The following is a 25,026-nucleotide window of genomic DNA, read 5'->3' as shown; positions in this document are numbered from 1 at the left end:
ATTAATATCATGCCAATTGGTACAACTAGTACAGCAATACTTTTAAACATAAATAAACCAAAACATACTAGAACAAGTAAACAACAAGAAAATAAAAGTTTTTGATGAGAAATTTTAGAAATGATTGGTGTACAAGTTATAGCAGTAGCACTTGCTCCTTTTACTGGTGGATTAAGTGAAAGTGTAGCCCTTGGATTAGGTGCAAGTGATTTTATTGCAAGTACTATTAATTTTGGTATTTATGCTACAACTGATTTTACTATTAATCAAGTTTATGATTATTTGAAAGGAAATGTAACAAAATTAAATACTTTCTTTAATATACTACCTGCATTTGCTGGACTGAATAAAATTAGTCGTGGTTATCGTACAACTAAATTTATTAAATTAGCACAAGAAACTAAAACATTAGAACAAGTTGGTATTAAAGAAGTAAAAAACTTACAAGAAATTATTAGTCAAGTAGGTGGAAAAGAAATTTTAACAGATAAAATTATTGGTAATAAACGTTATTTAATGAATTATAGTTTTACTCCTAATCGTGAAACAGTATTACGAGATTTAGGTTATGTTGCTGAAAGACAATATAAAAATAATTTTCAAAAATTAGAAGCACAGGAGTTAAAAGATTACTTATTATTACAAAATACATTAATAAAATTAAGTTCACAATTAACTCCTAAATTTAAAATCAAAGATATTGAAAAAGCAAATAATTTTTTAAAAAAATATAATACTGATTTAAAAAAAGTATTATCTATGAACCAACATGATTGATTAAATTTAGTTCATACAATACACACAGAAAATAGATATGGAAAAACTTTAATTTTAGATTTACAAAAAATTCGTGCTAATTCTATTAAATTTAATTTTAAAAATAATGTTATTCATCAACTTGTTTTAAAAGCAAATCAAAGTTTTAAATATTTTGATATTAGATTTTATTTAAAAAAAGGTTTAAATAAATTTTGAAAAGATACTCCATATTTTGAAAAATTACGAGAAAGTATATATAAATTACAAGAAAAATTTGAAAAGTTAGAAAAATAAGCATTTGAAAAAATTAATAAATTAAAAGAAAAAGCAACTGATTTATTTACTAGTGCAGAGAAAAAAGCAATTAAACATGCACAATTAATTCGATTAAATTCCCCAGTATTTATGGGTTGTAAAATTCAACCTTTATCATTAGATAAATGTGCAATTACTATTTATCATCGCAATCCTAAATATAAACCAATTACAGTTGTTGATAGTATTCTTAAAGCAAAAACTTTTGTTACTCAACTAAATCCATTCCATTGATATCGTTGATATAGTGGTTGATACATTGGTTATGGAGTTAATCAAAATAAATGATTAAAAGCAATAGTATTTGCTCCACCAGTTATTCAACAAGTAATTAGAGATAGTTTTAAAGTTTATAGAGAAATATTTAGAACTATTAGAACTTATCATAAAGTAGTAAATGTTATTAATAATCCTATTGAAAATATTAACAAATCATTTAAAAATGTTGGTTTAAAATTTTCAGTAAATACTTTATTTGGTACGGGATTATTACATCATTTAGAAAAATTTGCATATAGTCAAGTTATAGCAAAAAGTAAGAAAAAATTAAAAAAAGGCAAAAATAAAATACAAAAAGAAATTGAACATATAACACATAAAAAAACAAAAAAACATACTCATCATTATAAACAAGCATTTTTTAAGGAATGATAAATTATGATTAATAAACTTTGAACTGGTGTCAGTCTAGAAAATTATAATAACTGATATCCATTAACTGGAAAAATTACAGAAACACCACAGCAATATATACAAACATGACCTAATGTTAATGATTGATTTAAAACTTTTGCTATTCGTGCTCAAAATGATATTAATGCTTATCTTGATTTTATTTTATCTAAATTTCCCTTTGATAGTTTTAAAGATGAATTAATTAAAGAAACATTAAGAGATATGGTTTATGTTATGGTTGAACATTGAGTATTTAATCGTACACCAATTGAATTTAATGTTGATGCTACTATTCAATTTAATAATGGTAGTCAATTTAGTGCAAATAGTACTCCTACGATTAATGTTTGAGATTTAGCACCTAGTAGAATGAAAATATGAGCAAGATTAACTGAATTAAAACAAATATTTTCAAGTTATAATGATGATGAAATAGATGTTGAAAAAATTGACTTAAAAGCATTTTATACTAGAAATCAAGTTGATGAATTAATTGAACAACAAAAAGAATTTACATTATTAAAACAAATTAAATTATATGATGATTTAGTTGATGATAATGAAAATGAAATATATAGAGGTCCTGTTAGTAAATTTATTAATAAAGGTTATGTTGCAACAGATTACGATAAAGAAACTGAAACAATGATTTTAGATTGACCTGATGAAATTGGAACATTACCACCAGAAGCATTACAAAATAATCCACAAATTGGTGATTATACACATGCTCCAACTTGTGATTTTTCTGCTAAACAACAAAAAAATATTACAGCTTTAACTAATACTAAACAAAATAAATTAAGTACTGGTCATGGCATTAATCTTACAGAAGATAATGTAATATCTGTAAGTTCTTATTTAGTAACACCACAAGATTTTTTAAATAATCCACAATGAGAAGAACAAAAATCAATGATTTTAACAAGAAATACATATTATCAAATTTTTTGGTCACCTAATATGTCAAACAGTCAAGGACATAAAGGAGTATTTTTCTTTTATGGTGCAGTACCAACAGCCCATAATGTAGCTATTGATTCAGCAGGTTATTATTCAAATTCTACTAATGAAATTAAAGCTCATTTAAGTGTCCAACCCGAAAATGATGAATTAATACTATCATATTTTGATGGTAATTCTTGAATAGTATAACTAATCTAGATGGAAATAAACTAGGAACTAAAATATATAAGCCTAAGACAAATAATAAAATTTATAGAATTAAAAGTAATACATTAGATATTACTTCACCAAGTGTAATTAATATAAATAAACCTATAAAAATTAATTCAAAAAGTTTAGAAACTAATGAAATAGAAGAAAATAATTGAGATATTGAATTAAAAGATATTCCTCCAACACCAAGTCCAAGTAGTTCAAATTGAAAAGATGTAGGAACAAGAGAGAAAAATAAATGAGATAATTGACAAATTACTTATGATTTTCAAGAAAATAAACATTATAGAGTTTATTATTCTTGAAGTATATATAATTCAGTTTATACTATTCAAGAATTTATTATAACTAATAAAAAAATTGCTGGTGTACAAATACAAACCTTTAATGATAGTACTAATATAATAATTTTATCAGTTCAACATGCAAAATGGATTACTATTTATACTGGAAAAGGTAATTTAAAAGGTAATGTATGAAAATTAGAAGAATTACAGGAATAATATTATGTTTTTTAAAATTATAAAAATTATTTTAGGTTTAATAGGAGTAATTTTATCATCAGCAACAGCAGGTTTAATTATATTTATCATTGTAAAAATCATATTAAAAATTAATCAAATATTTTAAGAAAGGTGGTGAATATTATGTTAGGTAAATTTTTTAGAAAAGATAAAAGTAATATTAGTGATAATCAAAATGAAAAAGTAAAATTTTTAAATAATAAAAATAAAAGTACTCATGCTTCAATTTTAAATTATTTTGGTTTTAATGATTTTAATCATGAAACTTATTTCACTGATTTTGTAGCAGAAAATAATGCTAATTTATATAATGCTCCATTAGATATTAATAATGAAACTATTAAAAAATACTTAATTCAACAAGAATTTTATAGAAAAAATTGAAATTCTATTTTTAAATTAAGCAAATTAGGAATTAGTGGTTATTTAATTTATATTGCTAATGATGATTTATATTTTCAAGTAGTAGATATACAACAAAGAGTTTATGATATTGGTGGTAAATTAACTTAATGTACTATTTTTTATGATAGTTATCAACAAAATGCACAAACTGTAAGATTATTTGAAATTTATACATTAAATAATGAACAAGTAACAATTAATCGCTCAATTTATAGTATTAGTGATAATAAAAAACAATTTCCATTAGATTTTAAATCATTTATTAATAATCCTAATCTATTACAAGAACAAAAATTAAATATTAATTATATACCAATATCAATTATGCGAAATAAAGCAAATGAGTTAGCAGATTGTAATAAAGTAATGGATAAAATTAAAGCATTAGATGTTATTTATGAACAAATTGTTTTAGATACTATTTTAAACTCACCTAAATTTATTTTTAATCAAACTTATGGTAATGTTCAATCAACATTAGAAGAAGCAGTAAGAACATTAGTTACTAAAAACTACATATTTAAAAGTGGCGGAGATAATAATGAACAAAACGAAAATATCAATATGACAAATAGTAATTTTAAAGGTAAGAATTTAACTGATATATACGATTGAAATGTTAATGAAATATTTAAACGTTGTGGTATTCATATACCAAATCAAAAAAAATCTGCACAACAATCAGTTCCAGAAAGTACAGCAGTAAATATTTCAACTATTAATTACATTGAACAAAAATTATGACAATTTAATATTGATATTCTTAAATTTATTCAAATATTAGTACGTATGGATAAAGATTTATTAAATAGTAAAACATTTAACATTAATGATGAACAAAAAATTAATAATTTAACAGTTAAATTAAAATTATTTAACCCCGAAAATAACCAATTAATAGGAGATAACAATGGAAAACAACAACAAACCACAAACGAAGTTTCCTCAGAAACAGAAACAAACTAAACTTAATCAAGCAGAAGTAGAAAATGATTATTTAATTGATAATATTCCTTATGACTTTACTAATATGATGCGCGCTACTAGTGACCCAGATATTAATAGAGCATACGATGAATTTAAAAAAAGAACTTTATATATTTATGAAATTGAACGCTTATTTAAAAATAATGAAAATAATAGTTTAAGATTTTCAGCAAATACTATTAAAATTGGTTTTATTGATATTGATAAAGTATTAAAAGCTACTGCTGTTGAAACATCAGACTTTACTATGCAATTAAATCAAAGAGCAAGTACAAATATTAATGATAATACAATTGAATATAGTATGACTGATATTAAAAATTTAATATTTCAAGAAATAAATTTATTAAATCAATTTAAGTTATATGCAGTTAGTATTAATGAACCATTAACTGAAAATAATATTGATAATTTGTATATCATTAATAATTATTCACAACCTTATCAAAATCCAAAAACAAGAAGTACTAAAAGTATAACTATTATAAAAATTAAAGATTTTAAAACAAGAGATGGTTATCCAATCATTATTAAATTACAAAAACCATTAGATAAAGATACCAAAGTAATTGGTTTAAAAATTAAAGCCCCTAGAAGCATGATTTTTGGCAATATAAAAGTACTTGGTGAAGTTGACAATATGGAAGTATACCCAAAGTTATTTGTGAAAGATAAGATAGCATTTCCACTATTATCAATGCCTATTGAAACTCAACCAAAAGTTAGAATATTACAACAATGATTTAGTGAACAAATCTTACCATGAAATTTAGCAAAACAATTTATAGGACAAGAAAAATCAGTTTTAGATTTAATTGCTATTGGTGGTGGAACTGAAACAAAAAAAGAAATTATTAATAATGCAAGAGTAACTAATGCTAAAATTGGTTATGATGTTACTAAAAATTCAAAAGTATGACCATTATCTGATGAACTAGAATTAAAAGATGCAAAATTAGAGTCATGATTTTTAGCAGGTAACTATAATTTATTTATTTCTACAACTAATAAATTTCATGATGTTGAACTAGAAATAAATGATAAACCACCAATTGATAGTTTACAACAACTATTATTAGACATGTTAAGTTACACATATACTTATAATAGAAATTTTGATGGGTTTGACCCAAATGATTTATCAAAAGATATCGCAAAATTAAGAGCAAAATTTGAAAGTCAAAAACCAAATGAAGTTATTACTAATTTATTTAAACAATGAGAATTAGATTATCCTAACTACACAAACTTACCACAAGTTAAAATATTAAAACAAATAATTACAATGTTATCAAAAAATATTTACTCAACAATGTCTATTAATAATGGTTTAAATGATGATAATAAATTATTATTACCTTATTATTTTGAATTAAAATCAAATCCTATACATTCTACACCTGATAAAGTTTGAGAATTTAAAGATGTAAAAATAGTATTAAAATCTGAATATTTTGATTTTACTGATATTAGTAATATTAAATTAAAAAATAATGATATTAGTCAAAATGAGTTATTTAAACTTGATGATAATCAATTTAATTGATTATCTATTACAAACGAATTAGAAAGTAATAATATACCTTCATTAATTCCAGCAGATTGAACATTAGGAAATGATGAATATGGAAAATACTTTACAAAAGTAATTATTGATAAAGGTAAAATTAGAGATGCTTTAAATTTATATGGCTCAAATAAATCTCAATTATTTTCTAAATTGGAATTTTATAAAGAAATATTACAAATTGATAATAATAGTGAATTTGAACTACAAATTGAAAACCCGATTAATAACTTAAATCGGATTGAAGTTAGTGGAGTATTTGGTGCTGGAAATTATAATTTAATTTTAATAACCGACAAACAAGAAATAGACTTAAAAAATATTAATTTATTTGATAAATATAATGAAAATATTTCTTATATAAATTTAGAAATTTAATTATTAAAATAGCCATGAATGAGGCTTTTTAGTAATCTGTGTTTCTTTGTTTTGCAAAGTACTAGTTCAGATTAATTCTGTCTTCAAATTTTATCATAAAATGAGCAATTGCTGTATTTCAATTTTGAATGGGCATTGTTCATTTTTTTGATATATTTTCAATTGCTAAGTAAAATATTTTGAAAACTGCCATATCATTTGGAAAAACTTTTTTATTTCTGATGACTTTTCGTAATTGACTATTAACAGATTCAATAGAATTTGTAGTATAAATCACTCTTTTGATTTCTGGAGGATAACTAATAAAAATCATTAAATTATCTCAATTTTTATATCAAGATTTAGCAATTTGAGGATAGTGTTTATTTCATTTACTTTCAAATGATTCTAAAGCTTGCATTGCTTGTTCTTCACTACATGCATTATAAATTGGTTTTAAATCTGTAACTAGTGATTTTCGATGTTTGTATGAAACATATTTTAAACTATTTCTGATTTGATGAACTATACATAATTGATGTTCAGTTTTAGGATAAACTGATTGTATTGCTTCTGACATGTCTGTTAAGTTGTCACTACAAGCAATAAGAATATCATTTAAGCCACGATTTTTCATTTCTGTGAAATTTGCTAATCAAAATTTAGCGCCTTCATTTTCACTAATTCATAAACCTAAAACATCTTTTTTACCTTCTAAATCAACACCTAAAGCTATATAAACTGATTTGTTAATAATTCGTTTATCTTGTCGTACTTTAACTACTATACAATCAAAATAAACAATGGGATAAATGCCTTCTAATGGTCTATTTTGTCATGCTTTGACATCATCAATCACATCATCAGTAATTTGACTAATAACACTTTCACTAATATCAGCACCATGATATAACTCTTGTAACTGCATTCTAATATCTGATAATGTCATACCTTTTGCATATAAGGAAAGAACTTGTTGATCAAAACCATCAAATCTTCTCTGTCTTTTTGGCACTATTACAGGAGTAAAATTACTATTACGATCTCGTGGTACATCAATCTCAATTTTACCTTGTTGAGTTATTAATTTTTTTGAACTTATACCATTACGAGCATTGTCACTATTACTATGTTGATTTTTTTCATATCCTAAATAATTTTGCATCTCAGAATTCAACATTTTTTCAACTAAACGTTTTGTTAATTCTTTATATAAACCCCCTTCTTTAAAAACTGTTGTTAAATCTTCAGTATTTTCTAATAATAAATCTACTGCTTTTGATATTGGATCATTATTATTAAAGTTATCTTTTTTAGCCATCTGTAACTCACTCTTTCTAGTCATTTAATTATATTTACTAGAATTAATTAAACATAGTTATTTTTGTAAGTTACACAGATTACTAAACATTACCCCATGAATATATATACCATCTCATTTTACATCATGATTTGGTTGTTTTGGAATATTTGAAAAATATAAATTCATTTTTTTGGTTCCACTACTATCAAAATAATCTGTTCAAATTGTAGTATCACCAAAAACAACTTCATGATTTGGTTTTAGATAATAATTAAATTTTTTATTTTCATGGGTAAGCACCCCCCATGATTAATCCTATTGTTCCGGTTGTAGCACCAGTTAGTGCTAATGCTAATGTTATTTTACTTAAATTTGTTTTTATTCATGTTTTCATATTAAATTACTCCTTTTTTCCTTGATTTTACTTCTAAATTGTACTGATTTTTTATTATTTTTACAAGTATGCTTTTAAACTCAAAATAATGCCTAAATTAAAAGTGTTTATTTTGTGATACCTATACTATTAATTGTATTGAAATTGTTTATTATATAGCAAATGTGAAGATACTTTTTTTCACAGTAGCATTATTTTTACCACGAATGACATTTTTATATGGATATAGTGCATAAAATAATGCATCATATGGGTCTTGATACATATTTTTGTCAGGAATGTTAGTTTTTGTTTCATCATAACGTAATTCTTCTAAACATTGAGTTGTTTTTGATAAATCATCTTTATTTGCATAAAAGTTTCCATAACTCATAATATTTCTCATTCAAACTACTCTATTAGTTAATCCGGCTTCTTGATTTAAATTTGAAGCATGTTTAATAGCAGTTTGTGTTATTAAAATAGTATTGTGTTCATCAATTAATTTTTGATTTAATCAATCCATTGCTGTTCTTGCTTTATCATCATAAAAATAAATTGCTTGTTCAAAATTTTCAAAATTATCAATTAATCCTAAAATTTCATTAACATAAGCATTAATTTTTTCATTTTCATTAATAAAATCATTTGGTGTAACAACTAATTCACAAATAATATAAGCATCATAATAACCAGTATTATTATATTCTTTAAAACCAACTATCATAAATACAGTATGGTCTTTATGTCCAGTTGCTCAATCAACACCAACTGAATAAAAATCAAATTTATACATATCTTTTTCTTGATTATAAAATTGTTTTAAATCATATGGTTATCAATATTTTACTGTTTTTTGAAATGGAAAAATTGTTGCATCACTATCTAAAAATTCAAAACCATAAAAAACAGTATTAAATTCATCAGGATTACTTTTTTTCATTTCTAATAATGTTCTTTTTTGAATATCTGGTAATTTATTTCAAAATGGTTGAATAGTAAATCTTAAAACAAATAAACCTAAACCACTAAACATATCTTTATTTTCATAATAAACTTTACCAACTTTTTTAAGATTTTCCATCACTTTATCATTTAATGGTAAAAATGGCGTGCAATACTTTAAATAAAATGGATGGTATTTATCATAAGGATTACATGTAAAAGTAATGAAAAAACTTTTATAAAAATAACGAGTAATCTTTTGTCCAAAGTTAGAACTATATATATTTTTATCAATAAATGTTCAACTTCATTCTTTAATTGGTTCATTTGATACTTTAATACGATTACTTCTAAACATAGAATTTTGTAATCTTTCATATCGATATGTTAATTGCTTTTCAGTTAATGTTTCTTTTTCTTCAGCCATTATTATTTCATCTGTTCTTGAACCTAAAAAACTTGAGCCACCTGCTTCTTTTCCAAAAATCTTATTACCATTAGCATAGCCAATAAAGTCAATTTGTTGATTATTAGGAAAAATAATATAACCACCATCCTTAGTAATTTTTCATTTAATACCATGTGGATTATTAGGTAATAAATTAATATCATATTTATCTAGTAAAACTTGACAAACATTCATCAATGCCCCAATAGTAGTTTCACTATGAGTATTTTCATATCTTCTTACTTCTTGAACACTGCTATCACTAAAATTACAGCATATAAATAAATCAAATGCTAAACAATTTCAAGTTTTTCTTGTTCCCCGTGCAGTTGGAATAAAACGATAAAAACAATTAGTAGTAAAATATTCTGCTCATTCATCACCAACAAATTCTTTAAAAATATCTCAACTAAAACCATAATTATTATCACTAAAATTAAGATTATATTTTTTATTTAATTGTCCATAACTACTAATAAAAGCCATATTTACTCCTTATTTTTAAAAAAAATTAAACTTAAATTATTAACAAACAAAAATTTAGAAAGGAAAATTAAAAATGTTTATACTACCATTCACTAATCATTTTGATTGAGACAAACACGATTTTAATCAAGATGAATTAAATTTACAACAAACAGAAGAATTATTTGCAAAAATAGATGATTATTTATGAAATATATGTGATAAATCTGAATATAAATCATATAGATTTAGAAAAAGAAAATTAAAAGCAAAAAAGGGTTTATTAAATTATAAACGACGTATTTGTACACATTATAACTCAAAAACACAAAAAAAGGAATTTGTTTCATTGTTAGATAATTATCTTGGAGTTAAAAAATATAGTAAACTTGCACCTAATGTCATTAAACAAATTTTAAAATATTTTGCTGATGATAAAAAGTATCGTGATGTTTGTGATACTTTTATTGAAGGTTTAATAAGTAATAGTACAGTTTGCAGAACATATCAAAAATTTGAATTACCAAAAGTTAATATTCCTAAAATTGTATTACAATCAAATCAAACATTATATATAAATATTGATGATGAACATCGAAAATTTAAGTTTAATGAAAAACACAATACTAAAAATTGTAAAAAATGTTCTATGAGATTAATAGTATTTTGTACTGGTAAAAAGAAAAATGGAAAATTAATTAATAAAAGAGCAGTTTGTAAAATAAGAGTATCAAAAACAGAAATTGGTGCAGAAAAAACTGCAAAATTAATTGAAAAATATGGTAATTTATTTTTTGAAAACTTTGACCAAGCAAATTTAGTAGTTTGTGGAGATAGTGCAAAATGAATTAGAAAAACTGCTACAATTTTAAATGCTAAATTTATTTTAGATAAATTCCATGCTTTTCATGTTTTATTTCTTGGAATAATGGCCGGAAGAAGAAAAAATAAAATTGCTAAATTACACTATCAAAATGCAATAACTTTATTTGAAAAAGGTCAATATTATGAATTAATTGATTTTTTACAATCATTAACTTTGCAATATAAAAAATTAAAAGTTGGTTATTTTATTAATGCAAAAGATGGTGTATTAAACCAAGCACTAGTTGAAAATATTGGTTGCTTTACTGAAACTAATATTAAACAAATTTTAAAACATATGATTGGTGATAGAACCTATAACATTGATATGTATACAAAAATGGTTAATTTTAAATGCTATCAAATAAATACTGCCATCCAGTTATTATAAATTAAAACTTAAATTCAAAAATAACTAAAAATAAAACAAAACTTATTAAAGTTTACTTTAATAAGAATTTTTGAGTTATAAAAGTAAGTATTATTGTTGACTAATATTTTCTAAGTGTTAAGATTAACATACAATTGCATATTGAAGTCAAAATTATTCTCGTCTAACTTTATAATTTTAAGACAAATTTGAATATTATTGACAACATCGGTACGCTCCCATTGTTTAAAACTAATAACTCACTCTTTATGAAAATTTTTAATTCTGCCATAAATTTGTTCAGGTGATCAACCTAATAGTAATTTTTGTTATACATATTTTACTAAATTCTTATTTTTAAACTTATGAAAACTAATATGTGATTGTTTTCGATTTTCAGCTTTATTTTGTGCAATTAATGAAAAATAATGATTATTATCTTTATTTCTATTAATTTCTCGAATAATAGTACTAATACTTCGATTAAGATTTTTAGCTATTTCACTAATTTTAAATTTAAATTTCAATTGATTCTCAATATAAATCCTTTCATCTATGCCAAGATGTTTATAACTCATATAAAAACTCCTTACTTTTTTCTAAACTAAATTTAGCATTATGAAATTTTTATATGAGAATTTTTTGCAATTTTATTTACTTGCACTTACAAGTATAATTCAGCAGTTATAGTTATTAATAATTTAATTAGATTTTAACCTTCATCAATAATACTTGAAGTTGGTTTAATATTATTAATAGGTGAGTGAATTTTTGATTTATGTTTATTAAAAATAAAATCATATACTTCAGAATAAAATTCAACTGAAACAATATTTAATTTTTTCTTTACTTCTTCTGGAATATCTTCTAAGTCTTTTATATTAGCTTTTGGAATTAAAATTGTTTTTAGTCCACTACGATGAGCAGAAATTGATTTTTCTTTTAATCCACCAATTGGTAATACATGACCACGAAGTGTAATTTCACCTGTCATACCAATATCTTTTGATATAGGTCTACTTGTCAGAGCAGAAATAATTGCAGTTGTTAAAGTAATACCAGCACTTGGACCATCCTTTGGCACTGCTCCTTCAGGAACATGAATATGAATACCATGTTCTGCAAAGAAAGTATCAGGAATATTGAAAGTAATAGCATTTGCTTTAATATAATCTAAAGCAATAGTAGCAGATTCTTTCATGACCTCACCTAATTTACCAGTTAATACTAAATTACCTTTTCCTTTAAAGTAGTTTACTTCAATTGGTAAGATATCACCACCATATTGAGTATAAGCAAGACCAGTTACCACTCCAATTTGTGATTCATTTTCTTTTTTAGTATAATCGAAAATTTGTTTTCCTAAATAATCTTTAACATTATCAGCAACAATTTCTTCAGTACTAATTTTTTTATTTAAAAGTTTAACAATAAATTTACGAGCAATTTTATTTAATAATCTTTCTAACTGTCGAACACCTGATTCTCTTGTATAATATTTAATTATTTCTTCAATTGAATTTGGTTTAAATTTTAACATTTTATTATTTAAACCAGTAATTTCAATAACACGAGGAATTAAATATTTTTTTGCAATTTCAAGTTTTTCTAATTCTGTATATGAAGAAAGTTCAATAATTTCCATTCGATCTTTTAATGGTTCAGGGATACCTTCCATATAATTAGCTGTTGCTAGAAACATAACTTGTGATAAATCATAATTTTCTTCAATATAATGATCTGAAAAATTAGCATTTTGTTCAGGATCTAATACTTCTAACATAGCACTAGCTGGATCACCACGATAATCAGATGACATTTTATCAATTTCATCTAATAAAAATAATGGATTAATAACTTTAGCACGTTTCATACCTTGGATAATTCTTCCTGGCATCGCACCAATATAAGTTTTACGATGACCACGAATTTCAGATTCATCTTTAACTCCACCAAGTGAAACTTTAACGAAAGTACGCCCCATCGCTTCAGCAATTGATTTAGCTAAAGAAGTCTTACCAACACCAGGAGGGCCAACTAAACAAATAATTTGTCCTGGCATTGCCTTAGCCATTTTTTTAACAGCAAGATATTCAATAATTCTTTCTTTAACTTTTTCTAAACCATAGTGATATTTATCAAGAATTTTTTTTGCATTAATTAAATCAAATTTTTCTTCACTTTTTTGAAATCAAGGTAAAGTCATCATTCAATCAATGTATGTACGAATTATATTTGATTCACTTGAAGCTTGCGGCATATCTTCATAACGACTAATTTCTTCTTTAACACGCGTTTTGATTGCTTCAGGAAACTCTTCTGTTTCTAAGCGTTCTAAATAACATTTCATTTCATTAGACTTACCATCAATTTCGCCTAATTCTTCTTTAATAGCACGCAATCTTTCTCGTAAATAATATTCACGTTGTTGTTCATCAATACGATCTTTAATTTTAGCTGTTAAATCCTTTTCAATGGCACCAACTTGTTTTTGACCACCAACATCTTTCAATAATAAATCTAAACGTTTATTAATATCAGTTTCTTGTAAAATTTCTTGGCGTTTATTGATAGTTAAAAATGGTAAAAATTGAGCCATTTTATCAATAATTTCACTAGCTTTCATTCCATCGGTGATTTGACTAATTACACCTTGTGGAATTGAACCATGAACATCTAAAATCTGTTGTAAATTATTTACAATTCTTTGAATCAACTCTTCTTCTAATGATTTTGAAACATTAGGACTAACTAAAGTTTCAGCATCTCCTGTATAAAATTTATCATCATAAAACTTAGAAACTTTAACTCTTTGTTGTCCATAAAAAGATACGGTAAGTGTACCATCATTATGACTTTTTTGAATTTGCACTTTACACAAAGTACCATGATTGTAGACTTCACTTAATTGCGGATTATCTACTTTCGGATCCTTTTGCGAAACTAAAATAATTTCTGAATTAAACTTAGCTACCGATTCATTAATTGCCGCTACTGATTTATGTCTACCAACTTCTAGTTCTATTTCAACTGTTGGGAAAACAAAACTTCCTCTTGTTACTAGTACTGGAATATTAGTAATATTTTTTATCTTCATTGTCTCACCTCAAATAATGTATTAACTGGATTATAATATAAAACATTAGCACTTGCAATAGTTAATTGCTAAAATATCTAATTTTTGATTTATACTATACTATTACAGCAGCACTTATTAATTCATATTTAATTTATACTAGTAGTATTTTATTACATTTATTTTTTTTTTGATAATTTTTACTTTTTGAAAAAAATAAACGATAAAATAACCTAATTATTAAATTGGTAATTAGGTTATATAATAATTATCAAATTAAATTAAGCACTTGTTGTTTGCTTTTGGTTTTTACCGTTACTTTCTCATAATAAATCAAAGGCTTTATTACGTTTTAGGGTAGTAGTAACTAAACTTAAATCTTTAATATTTGCTTTAACTTCTTCAATACTTATTTTAAATTGGTCGGCAAATGTTGTTAATTGTTTTTGAACTTCTTCTTCGGTAATTTCTATTTTTTCTTGTTTAATAATTTCTTCAATAACTAAAAAATTCTGAAGTTGCATAATTGCATCCTTTTTTATTTCATTAATAATTTCTTCATGAGATAAACCAGTTGCTGCCATATAGTTTTCAATTGTAAAGTTTTGATTAGCTAATTGTTTTTTAAATTTATTTTCTAAACGTTCAGTTTCATTTTTAACAGCAAAATTTGGAATTATTATTTTTGAATCTTTAACAATTTTAGCAATAAGTTCTTCCATAAATTGTTCCTTAATTGTCATTGTTTTTTGTACTTCAATTTGTTTTTTAATATTTTCTAATAATTGTTCAGTAGTAGTAAGATCTGGAATGTTAACATCTTTTACTAATTCTTCTAAATCTTCATTAATAACTTTTGTTTTTATTTCGTTTAATTCAATTTCAAATTGTACTAATCGACCTTTTAAATTTGGAACATGATAATCTTCTGGGAAAGTTACTTCAATAGTTTTTTTAGATTTAGGTTCCATACCGATCATTCCTTCTTCAAAACCAGGAATAAATTTACCAGAACCAATTTCTAATTCCATGTTTTTAGCTTCACCGCCAGGGAATTTTTTACCGTCTAAAAAACCAGTGAAATTAAAAACTGCAGTATCATCTTTTTCTAATTTTCCTTTTTCTTTTGGATTAAAAATAGCAAAACGATCTTGTAATAGTTTAATTTGAGTATCAATTTCTTCTTGATTAACAGTTGCTACAGGTTTTACTATATCAATACCACGATATTTACCAATAGTAATTTCTGCTGGTAAATCAAATACAAACATTATTTCACACTCTTTAATAGTAGATTTTTCCACATTAACTTCGGGTTGATTAGTAGGCATTAAGTTAGGTTTTTGTTTTAAGGCAAAATCATAAGCAATAGTAATAACTGCTTTAGTTGCTGTTTGTAAAGTTTGTTCTTCAGTTACATGTTTTTTAGCCATTTTAGTAGGAACTTTTCCTTTACGAAATCCAGGAATTTCTACTTGTGCAATCAATTTATTTTCAGCTTTTGCCAATTGATCTTTTCAAGTTTTAGCATCAATGGTAACATGTCATTTTCCAAGACCATTTTTTTCATCTTTTATAATATTTAATGTCATTTTTCAAATCTCTCCTTATGTAATTTGTTGTTGAATCATAATACTTAAGTATTTTTTTATTAAAGTAGTAGTAGTTTTAAATTTTTTAGCACTTTCTACCAATTTTACACTAATAAACTGGAAACTACAAGCACGAATATACAAAGCAGCTGCTAATGCTGCTGCTTGATTTTTATTAGGTAATGTTGGAAACAAATTCTCAAAATAACTATCCAATAAAAATAAGCAAATACCATAAATACCTGGATTATCAATATGAACTTCATCTTCAAATATTTTTGTAATTTTTAAATAAACGAGTGATTCTTGTCATTGTGTTATTTTTTTTGGATTAATTTTAAATGTATCATGACCTTTTATTACTTCTATTTCTTCATCAATACCTTGATTATTTAATATAAATAATAGTTGTGTTTTATTTATATTATTTATATTTTTATTTGTAAGATAAATCTTAATTGTTGGCAAAATTAACCTAGCATTATGACTTTGTAAATAATAAAATGCCACCGGATGAAGATCTTCATCAAATGGATTCATTAATACACAACTTATTCTCTCTAAATTTCACTCATGACTTTCATTTTTACTATTTAATCTAATATGAGTAGTAATATTATGATGTAACTCTTGTAATGTAATTTCATGATGAATAGGAATATAAGGCATCTCTAATTCATGTTTGACCAACTTCATTGCTTGATCTCATTTATTTTCACTAATGAGGTGGTTAATTTTACCAATAATGTCTTGATAATAATTGTCATGATTTATCATTATTTAGTTAAACCTTCTTAGTATTTTAAAATTTAATGGCGCCCACGAGAAGATTCGAACTTCTGACCCCCGCCTTAGAAGGGCGGTGCTCTATCCACTGAGCTACGTGGGCATAACATTTACCATAAGTAATCTTAACTTGTTTGATTAAAAAATGCAATTATTAATTGGTTACTTTTCAATAAAAAAATAATATTATTATATTTAATATTATTTTGATATTTCATTATGTACTTTTAAACAATAATTTTTTTAAAAAAAATAAAATATTTTCATTTTTTTATGCTGAATTATACTTGTAAGTGCAAGTAAATAAAATTGCAAAAAATTCTCATATAAAAATTTCATAATGCTAAATTTAGTTTAGAAAAAAGTAAGGAGTTTTTATATGAGTTATAAACATCTTGGCATAGATGAAAGGATTTATATTGAGAATCAATTGAAATTTAAATTTAAAATTATTGAAATAGCTAAAAATCTTAATCGAAGTATTAGTACTATTATTCGAGAAATTAATAGAAATAAAGATAATAATCATTATTTTTCATTAATTGCACAAAATAAAGCTGAAAATCGAAAACAATCACATATTAGTTTTCATAAGTTTAAAAATAAGAATTTAGTAAAATATGTACAACAAAAATTACTATTAGGTTGATCACCTGAACAAATTTATGGCAGAATTAAAAATTTTCATAAAGAGTGAGTTATTAGTTTTAAAACAATTTATACTTGAATTTATTTTGGAATGCTTGATAAAGTTACTAGTAAAAATTTAAGAAGAAAAGGTAAAAAACGAAAATCTAAAGAAAATCGTAGCAAGTTTAATGGTAAATCAATTAAAGAACGAGATATAAATGTTAATGATCGTATAACACTTGGTCATTGAGAAGGAGATACTATAGTATCATCAAGAGGCAAAAGCAAATCATGTTTAATAACTTTAGTTGAAAGAGTATCACGATTTACTTTAGCAATATTAGTTAAAAACAGAACTACTAAAGTTATTAATAAAAATGTCAGTTATTATTTATCAATTCTTCCTAAAAACATTGTTAAAACTATTATTTTTGATCGTGGCAAAGAATTTTCAAATTGACAACAACTTGAAAAAAATTTAGATGTAAAAATTTATTTTGCCAATCCATATTCACCTTGACAAAGAGGTACTAATGAAAATACTAATGGTTTAATTAGAGAAAAATTTCCTAAAAAATTTATTTTTTCAAAAACTAATAAAAATGAAGTTCATAAATTTATATTGTCTTTAAATCAAAGACTGAGAAAAATACTAAATTATCTTTCACCAATCGAATATTTGGATAGAAAAATAATTTAGTTGCACTTACCTTTACAATTTAGCTAATATTAAAAATAAATTTTTATTATTTCCTTATATAAGGAGGAGTTTTATTTTTTAATATTACTTTTTTAAAATTTACTTAAAAACCTTGTTTTTTCTTATTATTTATTTTTAATAATATCATTTTATTAAATAAAATAAAATTTTGATTTTCTATATATTTTCCAATACACATTATTAATAAATAACATCGCAAAGTTTTATTTACTGAAATTAGTTTTAATAAAATATTTTTTTTGTATAATTAACTGTTATAAAGGAGGTCATTAATTAATATGAAAAAACAACGCTTAAATATCTCAAAATTAGGATTTTTACTTTCAGTAATGGGTTCGGCAGTAGGATTAGGTGGTATTTGAGGATTTCCAACTCAAATGTATAACCATCATGGTGCTTTTCTAATCCCTTTTTTAATATGTATGGTAATTTGTGCAATACCAGTTTTATTTATTGAAATGACAATTGGTAATAAATATCGCAAAAATCATATTGAATTTTTTAGTGAGGTTGGAGGTAAAAAGGGTGCTTTTTTCTCTTGATTGCATTCAACAACCGTTATTTTACTAAGTACTTATTATAGTGTTTTAGTAGGATGAACTTTAATTAATATTATTATTAGTTTTACTTCTAATTTAAATAAAGGTTCTTATTTTTATCATAATATTTTACAACAAACAAATAATCAAGATATTAGCAATTTAAATAGCCTAGGTAACTTAAATTGAATGATTTTACTTGCAACAATTGGTGTATGAATTATTTTGGGTATCATTCTACTAGGTGGTGTTGAAAAAGGAATTGAAAAAGCCAATAAAATTATGATTCCATTTTTATTTTTAATGATTATTATTTTAGCAATTTATACTAGTACATTATCAGGTGCTAAACTTGGATTAAATGTAATGTTTGATTTAGATGCTAAAGAATTATTAAATCCTGGATTATGAAAAGATGCTTTTGGTCAATCATTCTTTATGTTATCAACATGTACAGGAACCATTTATATTTATGCAGCTCATGCTCCTGAAAAACAAGATAGTACTAATCAAGCTTTTGTAGTAGCCTTTGGTACTAGCGTTATTGGTATATTAACAACAATTATTGTTTTTAATTCAATAGGTGCAATTGCTCAAAATCAAGGTAAAACTGATATTAAATATGTATTTCAAGCAGGACCTGCTTTGATTTTCCAAGTAATACCACAATTATTTGCTATTATTAATAATCAAGTTCCTATTTTAGGAAATATTTTAGCAATATTATTTTTTGTTACACTTTTCTTTGCGGGTATGTCCTCACTAATTGGTCAAGTTGAATCAATGGTAAATGGTCTAGAATATGAAATTCATTTAAAGCGCAAACAAGCATTAGCAATATCATTATTAGGAGCAATGGCAGTATCAGTATTATTTACCTTTAGTAATTCACCAGCGCTGTTTAATGGGCTAGCAATCTGAGTAGCACAAATTTGACTACTAATAATTGGGTTTATTTTATTAATTGGTATTAGTCCATATGGCTGAAAATTATATGATACATTAAAATTATATAATAATGAAAATTCATGAATGAAATGAACAAAAGGATATAAAATAGTAATTTTAATTATCGCACCAATTTTAATTTTAATTAATATTGCTACTGGTATCTATGATTTTATTATTAATATTATCAATGCTAATTTTGTCTATGGTATAGTTGGTCTAACACTTGGTGTTGGGTTAGTTTTACTTTTAACTTTTATCTTAACTTATCATAAAAATATTCATAATGGTTTTAATAAATTATTTAAAATAAAAACAAAAACTGAAAGAGGTTAAAAAACATGGATGTTGGAGCAATTATTTTAATGGTAATTTCTTTAGTAAGTATTATTGGTCTTTTTATTTTCTTTGTCATAATGGATTTTAAGAGTCATAAAAAACAAAAAAGAAAAGAAAAAAACAAAGAATAATATTTTTTAAAATATTTTAGTATACTTATGATAAAGTATTATAATTAGGTTTTTTTGTAATCTGGCATTTTAATGCCAGATTACAAAACTTATTATTAAATGGTGAGTGAAATGGAAAAAAATAAATTAAAACAAATTTTATTATTAATTAGCAAAATAACTTTAACAATTGCTTCTTTATTTTTATTTTTAGTTTGACTAATGTTTATGACTAATAATTTTTTTCCTAAATCTCAAAACTCATTTGTTGCCAAAATTATGAATACTTCAATTCAAATTATGATTTGACCAATCACTAGTATAATTCTATTTATTTTTATTATGCCAATATGAGTTACTAATAAAAAACAAATTTTATTAGTATTTTTAACACTGTCACTAATTATCACAATATTGTGCACAACTTTTCTTTTTAGTTTAAACATTAATAAATTCTGAATTATATGATTAATTGTTCATTTTTTTGCTATAGCTTCAATTATTTTTGTCATTGTTTCTTTTTTCTTGCTAAATTGTAAAGGTAAGTGCAACTAAATTATTTTTTTATCCAAATATTCGATTGGTGAAAGATAATTTAGTATTTTTCTCGGTCTTTGATTTAAAGACAATATAAATTTATGAACTTCATTTTTATTAGTTTTTGAAAAAATAAATTTTTTAGGAAATTTTTCTCTAATTAAACCATTAGTATTTTCATTAGTACCTCTTTGTCAAGGTGAATATGGATTGGCAAAATAAATTTTTACATCTAAATTTTTTTCAAGTTGTTGTCAATTTGAAAATTCTTTGCCACGATCAAAAGTAATAGTTTTAACAATATTTTTAGGAAGAATTGATAAATAATAACTGACATTTTTATTAATAACTTTAGTAGTTCTGTTTTTAACTAATATTGCTAAAGTAAATCGTGATACTCTTTCAACTAAAGTTATTAAACATGATTTGCTTTTGCCTCTTGATGATACTATAGTATCTCCTTCTCAATGACCAAGTGTTATACGATCATTAACATTTATATCTCGTTCTTTAATTGATTTACCATTAAACTTGCCACGATTTTCTTTAGATTTTTGTTTTTTACCTTTTCTTCTTAAATTTTTACTAGTAACTTTATCAAGCATTCCAAAATAAATTCAAGTATAAATTGTTTTAAAACTAATAACTCACTCTTTATGAAAATTTTTAATTCTGCCATAAATTTGTTCAGGTGATCAACCTAATAGTAATTTTTGTTGTACATATTTTACTAAATTCTTATTTTTAAACTTATGAAAACTAATATGTGATTGTTTTCGATTTTCAGCTTTATTTTGTGCAATTAATGAAAAATAATGATTATTATCTTTATTTCTATTAATTTCTCGAATAATAGTACTAATACTTCGATTAAGATTTTTAGCTATTTCACTAATTTTAAATTTAAATTTCAATTGATTCTCAATATAAATCCTTTCATCTATGCCAAGATGTTTATAACTCATATAAAAACTCCTTACTTTTTTCTAAACTAAATTTAGCATTATGAAATTTTTATATGAGAATTTTTTGCAATTTTATTTACTTGCACTTACAAGTATAATTCAGCTCTTTAAAGAAAAACTTCTTTTATTTAAAAAGAAAAAAAATAAACATATTGAAAAAAAGATTAAAAAATAATTTTTTTTAACTTGTTTATCAAAAGTAGTTGACTTTAATTTTAGTAATATGATATAAATACATGGTGGTTAACATAACTGCGGGTGTCGTATAATGGTATTATTACAGCCTTCCAAGCTGAAGACGTGGGTTCGATTCCCATCACCCGCTCCATTATAAAATAAAAAAAGGCGTATTAATTACGGCTTTTATTTTTTTATAATGGTTTATATTTTAGGACCTTTTTTAGTTTGTAGTACTACTGCTGTTTCTTCATCACTACAATTACTGCAAGCACATTTATTAACTATTTCTGCTCATGAATTTACTGGATACATAACTAAAGACATTCCATTAGTTCTTTCTGGTAATGATTCTAAATATTTTATTTTATTATTTGTGCATTCTTCTAAATTAATTTTCATTAGTTATCCCCTACTTCTTTTAAAATTCGACTATTAAAAGCATCTGCTAAGAACTTATAAACTTTTACTTCAGAAATATTTTTTAAATCATAACAATTAATGATATCAGTTAATTTTAAAATCACATCATGATATTTTATAAAGTAAGTTTTATTTTCAACATTTGCTCACTTTTCTAAATTCATTGCATAATAAATTATTCCATCTCTATAAAATTGTGATTTCATATTTCTCACTCCTTTAAACGATATAATAAAACAAAAAACCTAATTTAAATACAAAAATTTAAACGAGGTCTATAAAAAAACCAAAATATTTTGTTCCAAAGTTCCTTTAAAACTTTAATACAATTGTAACTCATTTACAAGAAATTCCAAGTAAAATCAATAAAAAAAATTAATAACTTAAAATTAATATAAAGAGATAAATAAAGATTACAAATGTAATCTTTATTTATAATTGTCCTGAAATTGTTTTTAAAACAAAATTTTTTATATTCACTGATTGGAACTTCAGTTTTATTTATTAAATCACTCACTTGTTTTTGTCATTTTTTTAACTAAGCTTTTCATCTCTACATAGTCAGGTGTAACAATAGAAACAAAAATAATCATTTGTTTCATAATTTGTAACTCAACCTCACAATGTTTCTTATTGACTAATCTGGGGTCTCAAGCATAAGCAAGAACTGTTCTATTGCTTACTGCTACTTTAATTAATTTGTTTTAGTTTTATCTTTAGGAATTTCTTTTAATCTTTTTTCCTTTTCTTTAAAACTTTAATTTAATAAAAATCCTAACATAGAGATATATCTATATTAGGACTGAACAGTTATTAAATTATGAATATATAATAACATAAAAAATAATACTTTTGATGAAAATTATAATTAACACTTATATAAGTATTAATATTTAATTTCATATACATGTATTTTTTTATAAACAATTAAATTATAAAACTTCTAAGGAGGTAACTATTTCTAATTAAACAATAGTTATCTAATACAAAAATAAATGAAAAATATCTATATTTAATATAGATATTATGATATAATTTTCCTAAAATTAATATAAGTTTTTACCTATTTACTTTTATTTTAAAGTAAATAGGTTTTTAATTTGAAAAAGGAGATATTTAGAAGTGCTATATAGTAAAAAAACAGAAAATCTTATAACAGAAAAAGAAAAAACAACAACAAATTCAAGAAAAATTAAATCACAATTACCAATAACAACATCTCTTGCTGAAATATTACTAAATAATAATGAAAAACTTGTTGGTACTATTACTAGTGATCAGTATCTTAATAAAGATAACAAACAAGTACCATTGCTGAATTATACTTGTAAGTGCAAGTAAATAAAATTGCAAAAAATTCTCATATAAAAATTTCATAATGCTAAATTTAGTTTAGAAAAAAGTAAGGAGTTTTTATATGAGTTATAAACATCTTGGCATAGATGAAAGGATTTATATTGAGAATCAATTGAAATTTAAATTTAAAATTAGTGAAATAGCTAAAAATCTTAATCGAAGTATTAGTACTATTATTCGAGAAATTAATAGAAATAAAGATAATAATCATTATTTTTCATTAATTGCACAAAATAAAGCTGAAAATCGAAAACAATCACATATTAGTTTTCATAAGTTTAAAAATAAGAATTTAGTAAAATATGTACAACAAAAATTACTATTAGGTTGATCACCTGAACAAATTTATGGCAGAATTAAAAATTTTCATAAAGAGTAAGTTATTAGTTTTAAAACAATTTATACTTGAATTTATTTTGGAATGTTTGATAAAGTTACTAGTAAAAATTTAAGAAGAAAAGGTAAAAAACGAAAATCTAAAGAAAATCGTGGCAAGTTTAATGGTAAATCAATTAAAGAATGAGATATAGATGTTAATGATCGTATAACACTTGGTCATTGAGAAGGAGATACTATAGTATCATCAAGAGGCAAAAGCAAATCATGTTTAATAACTTTAGTTGAAAGAGTATCACGATTTACTTTAGCAATATTAGTTAAAAACAGAACTACTAAAGTTATTAATAAAAATGTCAGTTATTATTTATCAATTCTTCCTAAAAACATTGTTAAAACTATTACTTTTGATCGTGGCAAAGAATTTTCAAATTGACAACAACTTGAAAAAAATTTAGATGTAAAAATTTATTTTGCCAATCCATATTCACCTTGACAAAGAGGTACTAATGAAAATACTAATGGTTTAATTAGAGAAAAATTTCCTAAAAAATTTATTTTTTCAAAAACTAAGAGGCTTTTTAGTAATCTGTGTATCTTTGTTTTGCAAAGTACTAGTTCAGATTAATTCTGTCTTCAAATTTTATCATAAAATGAGCAATTGCTGTATTTCAATTTTGAATGGGCATTGTTCATTTTTTTTGTTATATTTTCAATTGCTAAGTAAAATATTTTGAAAACTGCCATATCATTTGGAAAAACTTTTTTATTTCTGATGACTTTTCGTAATTGACTATTAACAGATTCAATAGAATTTGTAGTATAAATCACTCTTTTGATTTCTGGAGGATAACTAATAAAAATCGGTAATGTTTAGTAATCTGTGTAACTTACAAAAATAACTATGTTTAATTAATTCTAGTAAATATAATTAAATGATTAGAAAGAGTGAGTT

The 25,026-nt window shown here is 23.7% G+C and carries 25 protein-coding genes, 2 tRNA genes and 1 pseudogene; 15 read left to right on the top strand and 13 right to left on the bottom strand.

Going from position 1 to position 25,026, the window contains the following annotated elements; all coding sequences use genetic code 4:
* The first annotated feature begins 9 nt into the window (after nucleotides 1-9).
* The 7 genes from AACK95_RS03685 to AACK95_RS03655 all read left to right on the top strand — a co-directional run bounded on the left by AACK95_RS03685 (nucleotide 10) and on the right by AACK95_RS03655 (nucleotide 6,789).
* The gene (locus AACK95_RS03685; RefSeq protein WP_338979388.1) at nucleotides 10-1,053 is read left to right on the top strand and encodes a hypothetical protein; all 1,044 of its coding nucleotides are present in this window, start codon (nucleotides 10-12) and stop codon (nucleotides 1,051-1,053) included.
* A 111-nt stretch (nucleotides 1,054-1,164) separates the two neighbouring features.
* Complete coding sequence (locus AACK95_RS03680) at nucleotides 1,165-1,728, top strand: hypothetical protein (RefSeq protein WP_338979386.1); 564 nt, start codon at nucleotides 1,165-1,167, stop codon at nucleotides 1,726-1,728.
* Nucleotides 1,729-1,731: 3 nt separating this feature from the next.
* Nucleotides 1,732-2,904 carry a hypothetical protein gene (locus tag AACK95_RS03675; RefSeq protein WP_338979384.1) on the top strand — a complete coding sequence of 391 codons (1,173 nt, stop codon included), beginning with the start codon at nucleotides 1,732-1,734 and terminating at the stop codon, nucleotides 2,902-2,904.
* Complete coding sequence (locus tag AACK95_RS03670; RefSeq protein ID WP_338979381.1) at nucleotides 2,892-3,431, top strand: hypothetical protein; 540 nt, start codon at nucleotides 2,892-2,894, stop codon at nucleotides 3,429-3,431. Before AACK95_RS03675 ends, AACK95_RS03670 begins: the two co-directional genes overlap by 13 nt.
* Before the next feature lie 144 nt (nucleotides 3,432-3,575).
* Nucleotides 3,576-3,965: a hypothetical protein gene (locus AACK95_RS03665; RefSeq protein WP_338979379.1), complete on the top strand. Its 390-nt coding sequence runs from the start codon at nucleotides 3,576-3,578 to the stop codon at nucleotides 3,963-3,965.
* A 216-nt stretch (nucleotides 3,966-4,181) separates the two neighbouring features.
* Nucleotides 4,182-4,823, top strand: a complete 642-nt coding sequence (locus tag AACK95_RS03660) for a hypothetical protein (protein ID WP_338979377.1) — start codon at nucleotides 4,182-4,184, stop codon at nucleotides 4,821-4,823.
* Nucleotides 4,768-6,789: a hypothetical protein gene (locus AACK95_RS03655; protein WP_338979376.1), complete on the top strand. Its 2,022-nt coding sequence runs from the start codon at nucleotides 4,768-4,770 to the stop codon at nucleotides 6,787-6,789. Before AACK95_RS03660 ends, AACK95_RS03655 begins: the two co-directional genes overlap by 56 nt.
* A 61-nt stretch (nucleotides 6,790-6,850) precedes the next feature.
* Here the strand turns inward: AACK95_RS03655 and AACK95_RS03650 are convergent, their stop codons facing one another.
* The 4 genes from AACK95_RS03650 to AACK95_RS03635 form a co-directional block, all read right to left on the bottom strand.
* Nucleotides 6,851-8,089 (bottom strand): IS256 family transposase, encoded by a 1,239-nt coding sequence (locus AACK95_RS03650; protein WP_338981002.1) that lies wholly within the window; start codon nucleotides 8,087-8,089, stop codon nucleotides 6,851-6,853.
* A 57-nt stretch (nucleotides 8,090-8,146) separates the two neighbouring features.
* Nucleotides 8,147-8,371 carry a hypothetical protein gene (locus AACK95_RS03645; RefSeq protein ID WP_338979855.1) on the bottom strand — a complete coding sequence of 75 codons (225 nt, stop codon included), beginning with the start codon at nucleotides 8,369-8,371 and terminating at the stop codon, nucleotides 8,147-8,149.
* A 245-nt stretch (nucleotides 8,372-8,616) separates the two neighbouring features.
* Nucleotides 8,617-9,240 (bottom strand): hypothetical protein, encoded by a 624-nt coding sequence (locus AACK95_RS03640; protein WP_338980928.1) that lies wholly within the window; start codon nucleotides 9,238-9,240, stop codon nucleotides 8,617-8,619.
* Nucleotides 9,241-9,279: 39 nt separating this feature from the next.
* Nucleotides 9,280-10,323: a hypothetical protein gene (locus tag AACK95_RS03635; protein ID WP_338980926.1), complete on the bottom strand. Its 1,044-nt coding sequence runs from the start codon at nucleotides 10,321-10,323 to the stop codon at nucleotides 9,280-9,282.
* A 73-nt stretch (nucleotides 10,324-10,396) separates the two neighbouring features.
* Here AACK95_RS03635 and AACK95_RS03630 point away from each other — a divergent pair, with 73 nt between their 5' ends.
* Nucleotides 10,397-11,557 carry an Mbov_0401 family ICE element transposase-like protein gene (locus tag AACK95_RS03630; RefSeq protein WP_338980924.1) on the top strand — a complete coding sequence of 387 codons (1,161 nt, stop codon included), beginning with the start codon at nucleotides 10,397-10,399 and terminating at the stop codon, nucleotides 11,555-11,557.
* A 308-nt stretch (nucleotides 11,558-11,865) separates the two neighbouring features.
* Here AACK95_RS03630 and AACK95_RS03625 read toward each other — a convergent pair whose 3' ends face one another.
* From AACK95_RS03625 to AACK95_RS03605, 5 genes are all read right to left on the bottom strand, one after another.
* Nucleotides 11,866-12,114, bottom strand: a complete 249-nt coding sequence (locus AACK95_RS03625; RefSeq protein WP_338980922.1) for a helix-turn-helix domain-containing protein — start codon at nucleotides 12,112-12,114, stop codon at nucleotides 11,866-11,868.
* A 134-nt stretch (nucleotides 12,115-12,248) separates the two neighbouring features.
* Entirely contained in the window at nucleotides 12,249-14,633 is a 2,385-nt protein-coding gene (gene lon / locus AACK95_RS03620; protein WP_338980920.1) for an endopeptidase La, read from the bottom strand.
* Nucleotides 14,634-14,893: 260 nt separating this feature from the next.
* Entirely contained in the window at nucleotides 14,894-16,204 is a 1,311-nt protein-coding gene (gene tig / locus AACK95_RS03615; protein WP_338980918.1) for a trigger factor, read from the bottom strand.
* A gap of 15 nt (nucleotides 16,205-16,219) precedes the next feature.
* Entirely contained in the window at nucleotides 16,220-16,981 is a 762-nt protein-coding gene (locus tag AACK95_RS03610) for a DUF3196 family protein (protein ID WP_338980916.1), read from the bottom strand.
* Nucleotides 16,982-17,017: 36 nt separating this feature from the next.
* A tRNA-Arg gene (locus tag AACK95_RS03605) sits at nucleotides 17,018-17,093 on the bottom strand.
* Nucleotides 17,094-17,369: 276 nt separating this feature from the next.
* Between AACK95_RS03605 and AACK95_RS03600 the strand changes: the two genes are divergently transcribed.
* The 3 genes from AACK95_RS03600 (at nucleotide 17,370) to AACK95_RS03590 (ending at nucleotide 20,298) form a co-directional block, all read left to right on the top strand.
* The gene (locus AACK95_RS03600; protein ID WP_338980914.1) at nucleotides 17,370-18,320 is read left to right on the top strand and encodes an IS30 family transposase; all 951 of its coding nucleotides are present in this window, start codon (nucleotides 17,370-17,372) and stop codon (nucleotides 18,318-18,320) included.
* Nucleotides 18,321-18,619: 299 nt separating this feature from the next.
* Nucleotides 18,620-20,164 carry a sodium-dependent transporter gene (locus AACK95_RS03595; RefSeq protein WP_338980912.1) on the top strand — a complete coding sequence of 515 codons (1,545 nt, stop codon included), beginning with the start codon at nucleotides 18,620-18,622 and terminating at the stop codon, nucleotides 20,162-20,164.
* Between the two features lie 5 nt (nucleotides 20,165-20,169).
* On the top strand, nucleotides 20,170-20,298 hold the full coding sequence (locus AACK95_RS03590) for a hypothetical protein (protein WP_255495923.1): 129 nt from the start codon (nucleotides 20,170-20,172) through the stop codon (nucleotides 20,296-20,298).
* 530 nt (nucleotides 20,299-20,828) lie between these two features.
* Here AACK95_RS03590 and AACK95_RS03585 read toward each other — a convergent pair.
* The gene (locus AACK95_RS03585; protein WP_338980910.1) at nucleotides 20,829-21,779 is read right to left on the bottom strand and encodes an IS30 family transposase; all 951 of its coding nucleotides are present in this window, start codon (nucleotides 21,777-21,779) and stop codon (nucleotides 20,829-20,831) included.
* 254 nt (nucleotides 21,780-22,033) lie between these two features.
* On the opposite strand from AACK95_RS03585, the gene AACK95_RS03580 reads away from it, so the two are divergent.
* Nucleotides 22,034-22,107, top strand: a tRNA-Gly gene (locus AACK95_RS03580).
* Between the two features lie 53 nt (nucleotides 22,108-22,160).
* Here the strand turns inward: AACK95_RS03580 and AACK95_RS03575 are convergent.
* Both AACK95_RS03575 and AACK95_RS03570 read right to left on the bottom strand, forming a co-directional pair.
* Complete coding sequence (locus AACK95_RS03575; RefSeq protein ID WP_338957754.1) at nucleotides 22,161-22,358, bottom strand: hypothetical protein; 198 nt, start codon at nucleotides 22,356-22,358, stop codon at nucleotides 22,161-22,163.
* Nucleotides 22,358-22,585, bottom strand: coding sequence for a hypothetical protein (locus AACK95_RS03570; RefSeq protein ID WP_174481002.1), 228 nt, complete (start codon nucleotides 22,583-22,585; stop codon nucleotides 22,358-22,360). The genes AACK95_RS03575 and AACK95_RS03570 overlap by 1 nt, the downstream gene beginning before the upstream one ends.
* 916 nt (nucleotides 22,586-23,501) lie before the next feature.
* On the opposite strand from AACK95_RS03570, the gene AACK95_RS03565 reads away from it, so the two are divergent.
* The 3 genes from AACK95_RS03565 (at nucleotide 23,502) to AACK95_RS03555 (ending at nucleotide 24,699) form a co-directional block, all read left to right on the top strand.
* A complete protein-coding gene (locus AACK95_RS03565) occupies nucleotides 23,502-23,720 on the top strand; it encodes a hypothetical protein (RefSeq protein WP_338980908.1) in 219 nt (72 codons plus the stop codon).
* Nucleotides 23,721-23,796: 76 nt separating this feature from the next.
* A complete protein-coding gene (locus AACK95_RS03560; protein ID WP_338979691.1) occupies nucleotides 23,797-24,114 on the top strand; it encodes a helix-turn-helix domain-containing protein in 318 nt (105 codons plus the stop codon).
* Between the two features lie 42 nt (nucleotides 24,115-24,156).
* Nucleotides 24,157-24,699 carry an IS30 family transposase gene (locus AACK95_RS03555; RefSeq protein WP_338980906.1) on the top strand — a complete coding sequence of 181 codons (543 nt, stop codon included), beginning with the start codon at nucleotides 24,157-24,159 and terminating at the stop codon, nucleotides 24,697-24,699.
* On the opposite strand, the pseudogene AACK95_RS03550 reads toward AACK95_RS03555, so the two are convergent.
* A pseudogene (locus tag AACK95_RS03550) lies at nucleotides 24,686-24,941 on the bottom strand (transposase); the annotation flags it as partial. The gene AACK95_RS03555 and the pseudogene AACK95_RS03550 sit on opposite strands and share 14 nt — an antisense overlap.
* Nucleotides 24,942-25,026 lie beyond the last annotated feature (85 nt).

Origin of the sequence: Spiroplasma endosymbiont of Lasioglossum malachurum (assembly GCF_964020065.1) — a bacterium.
Lineage (GTDB): Bacteria > Bacillota_I > Bacilli_A > Mycoplasmatales > VBWQ01 > Spiroplasma_E.
The sequence above is the reverse complement of the archived record's forward strand: the minus strand, read 5'-3'. Positions and strand labels throughout refer to the sequence as shown.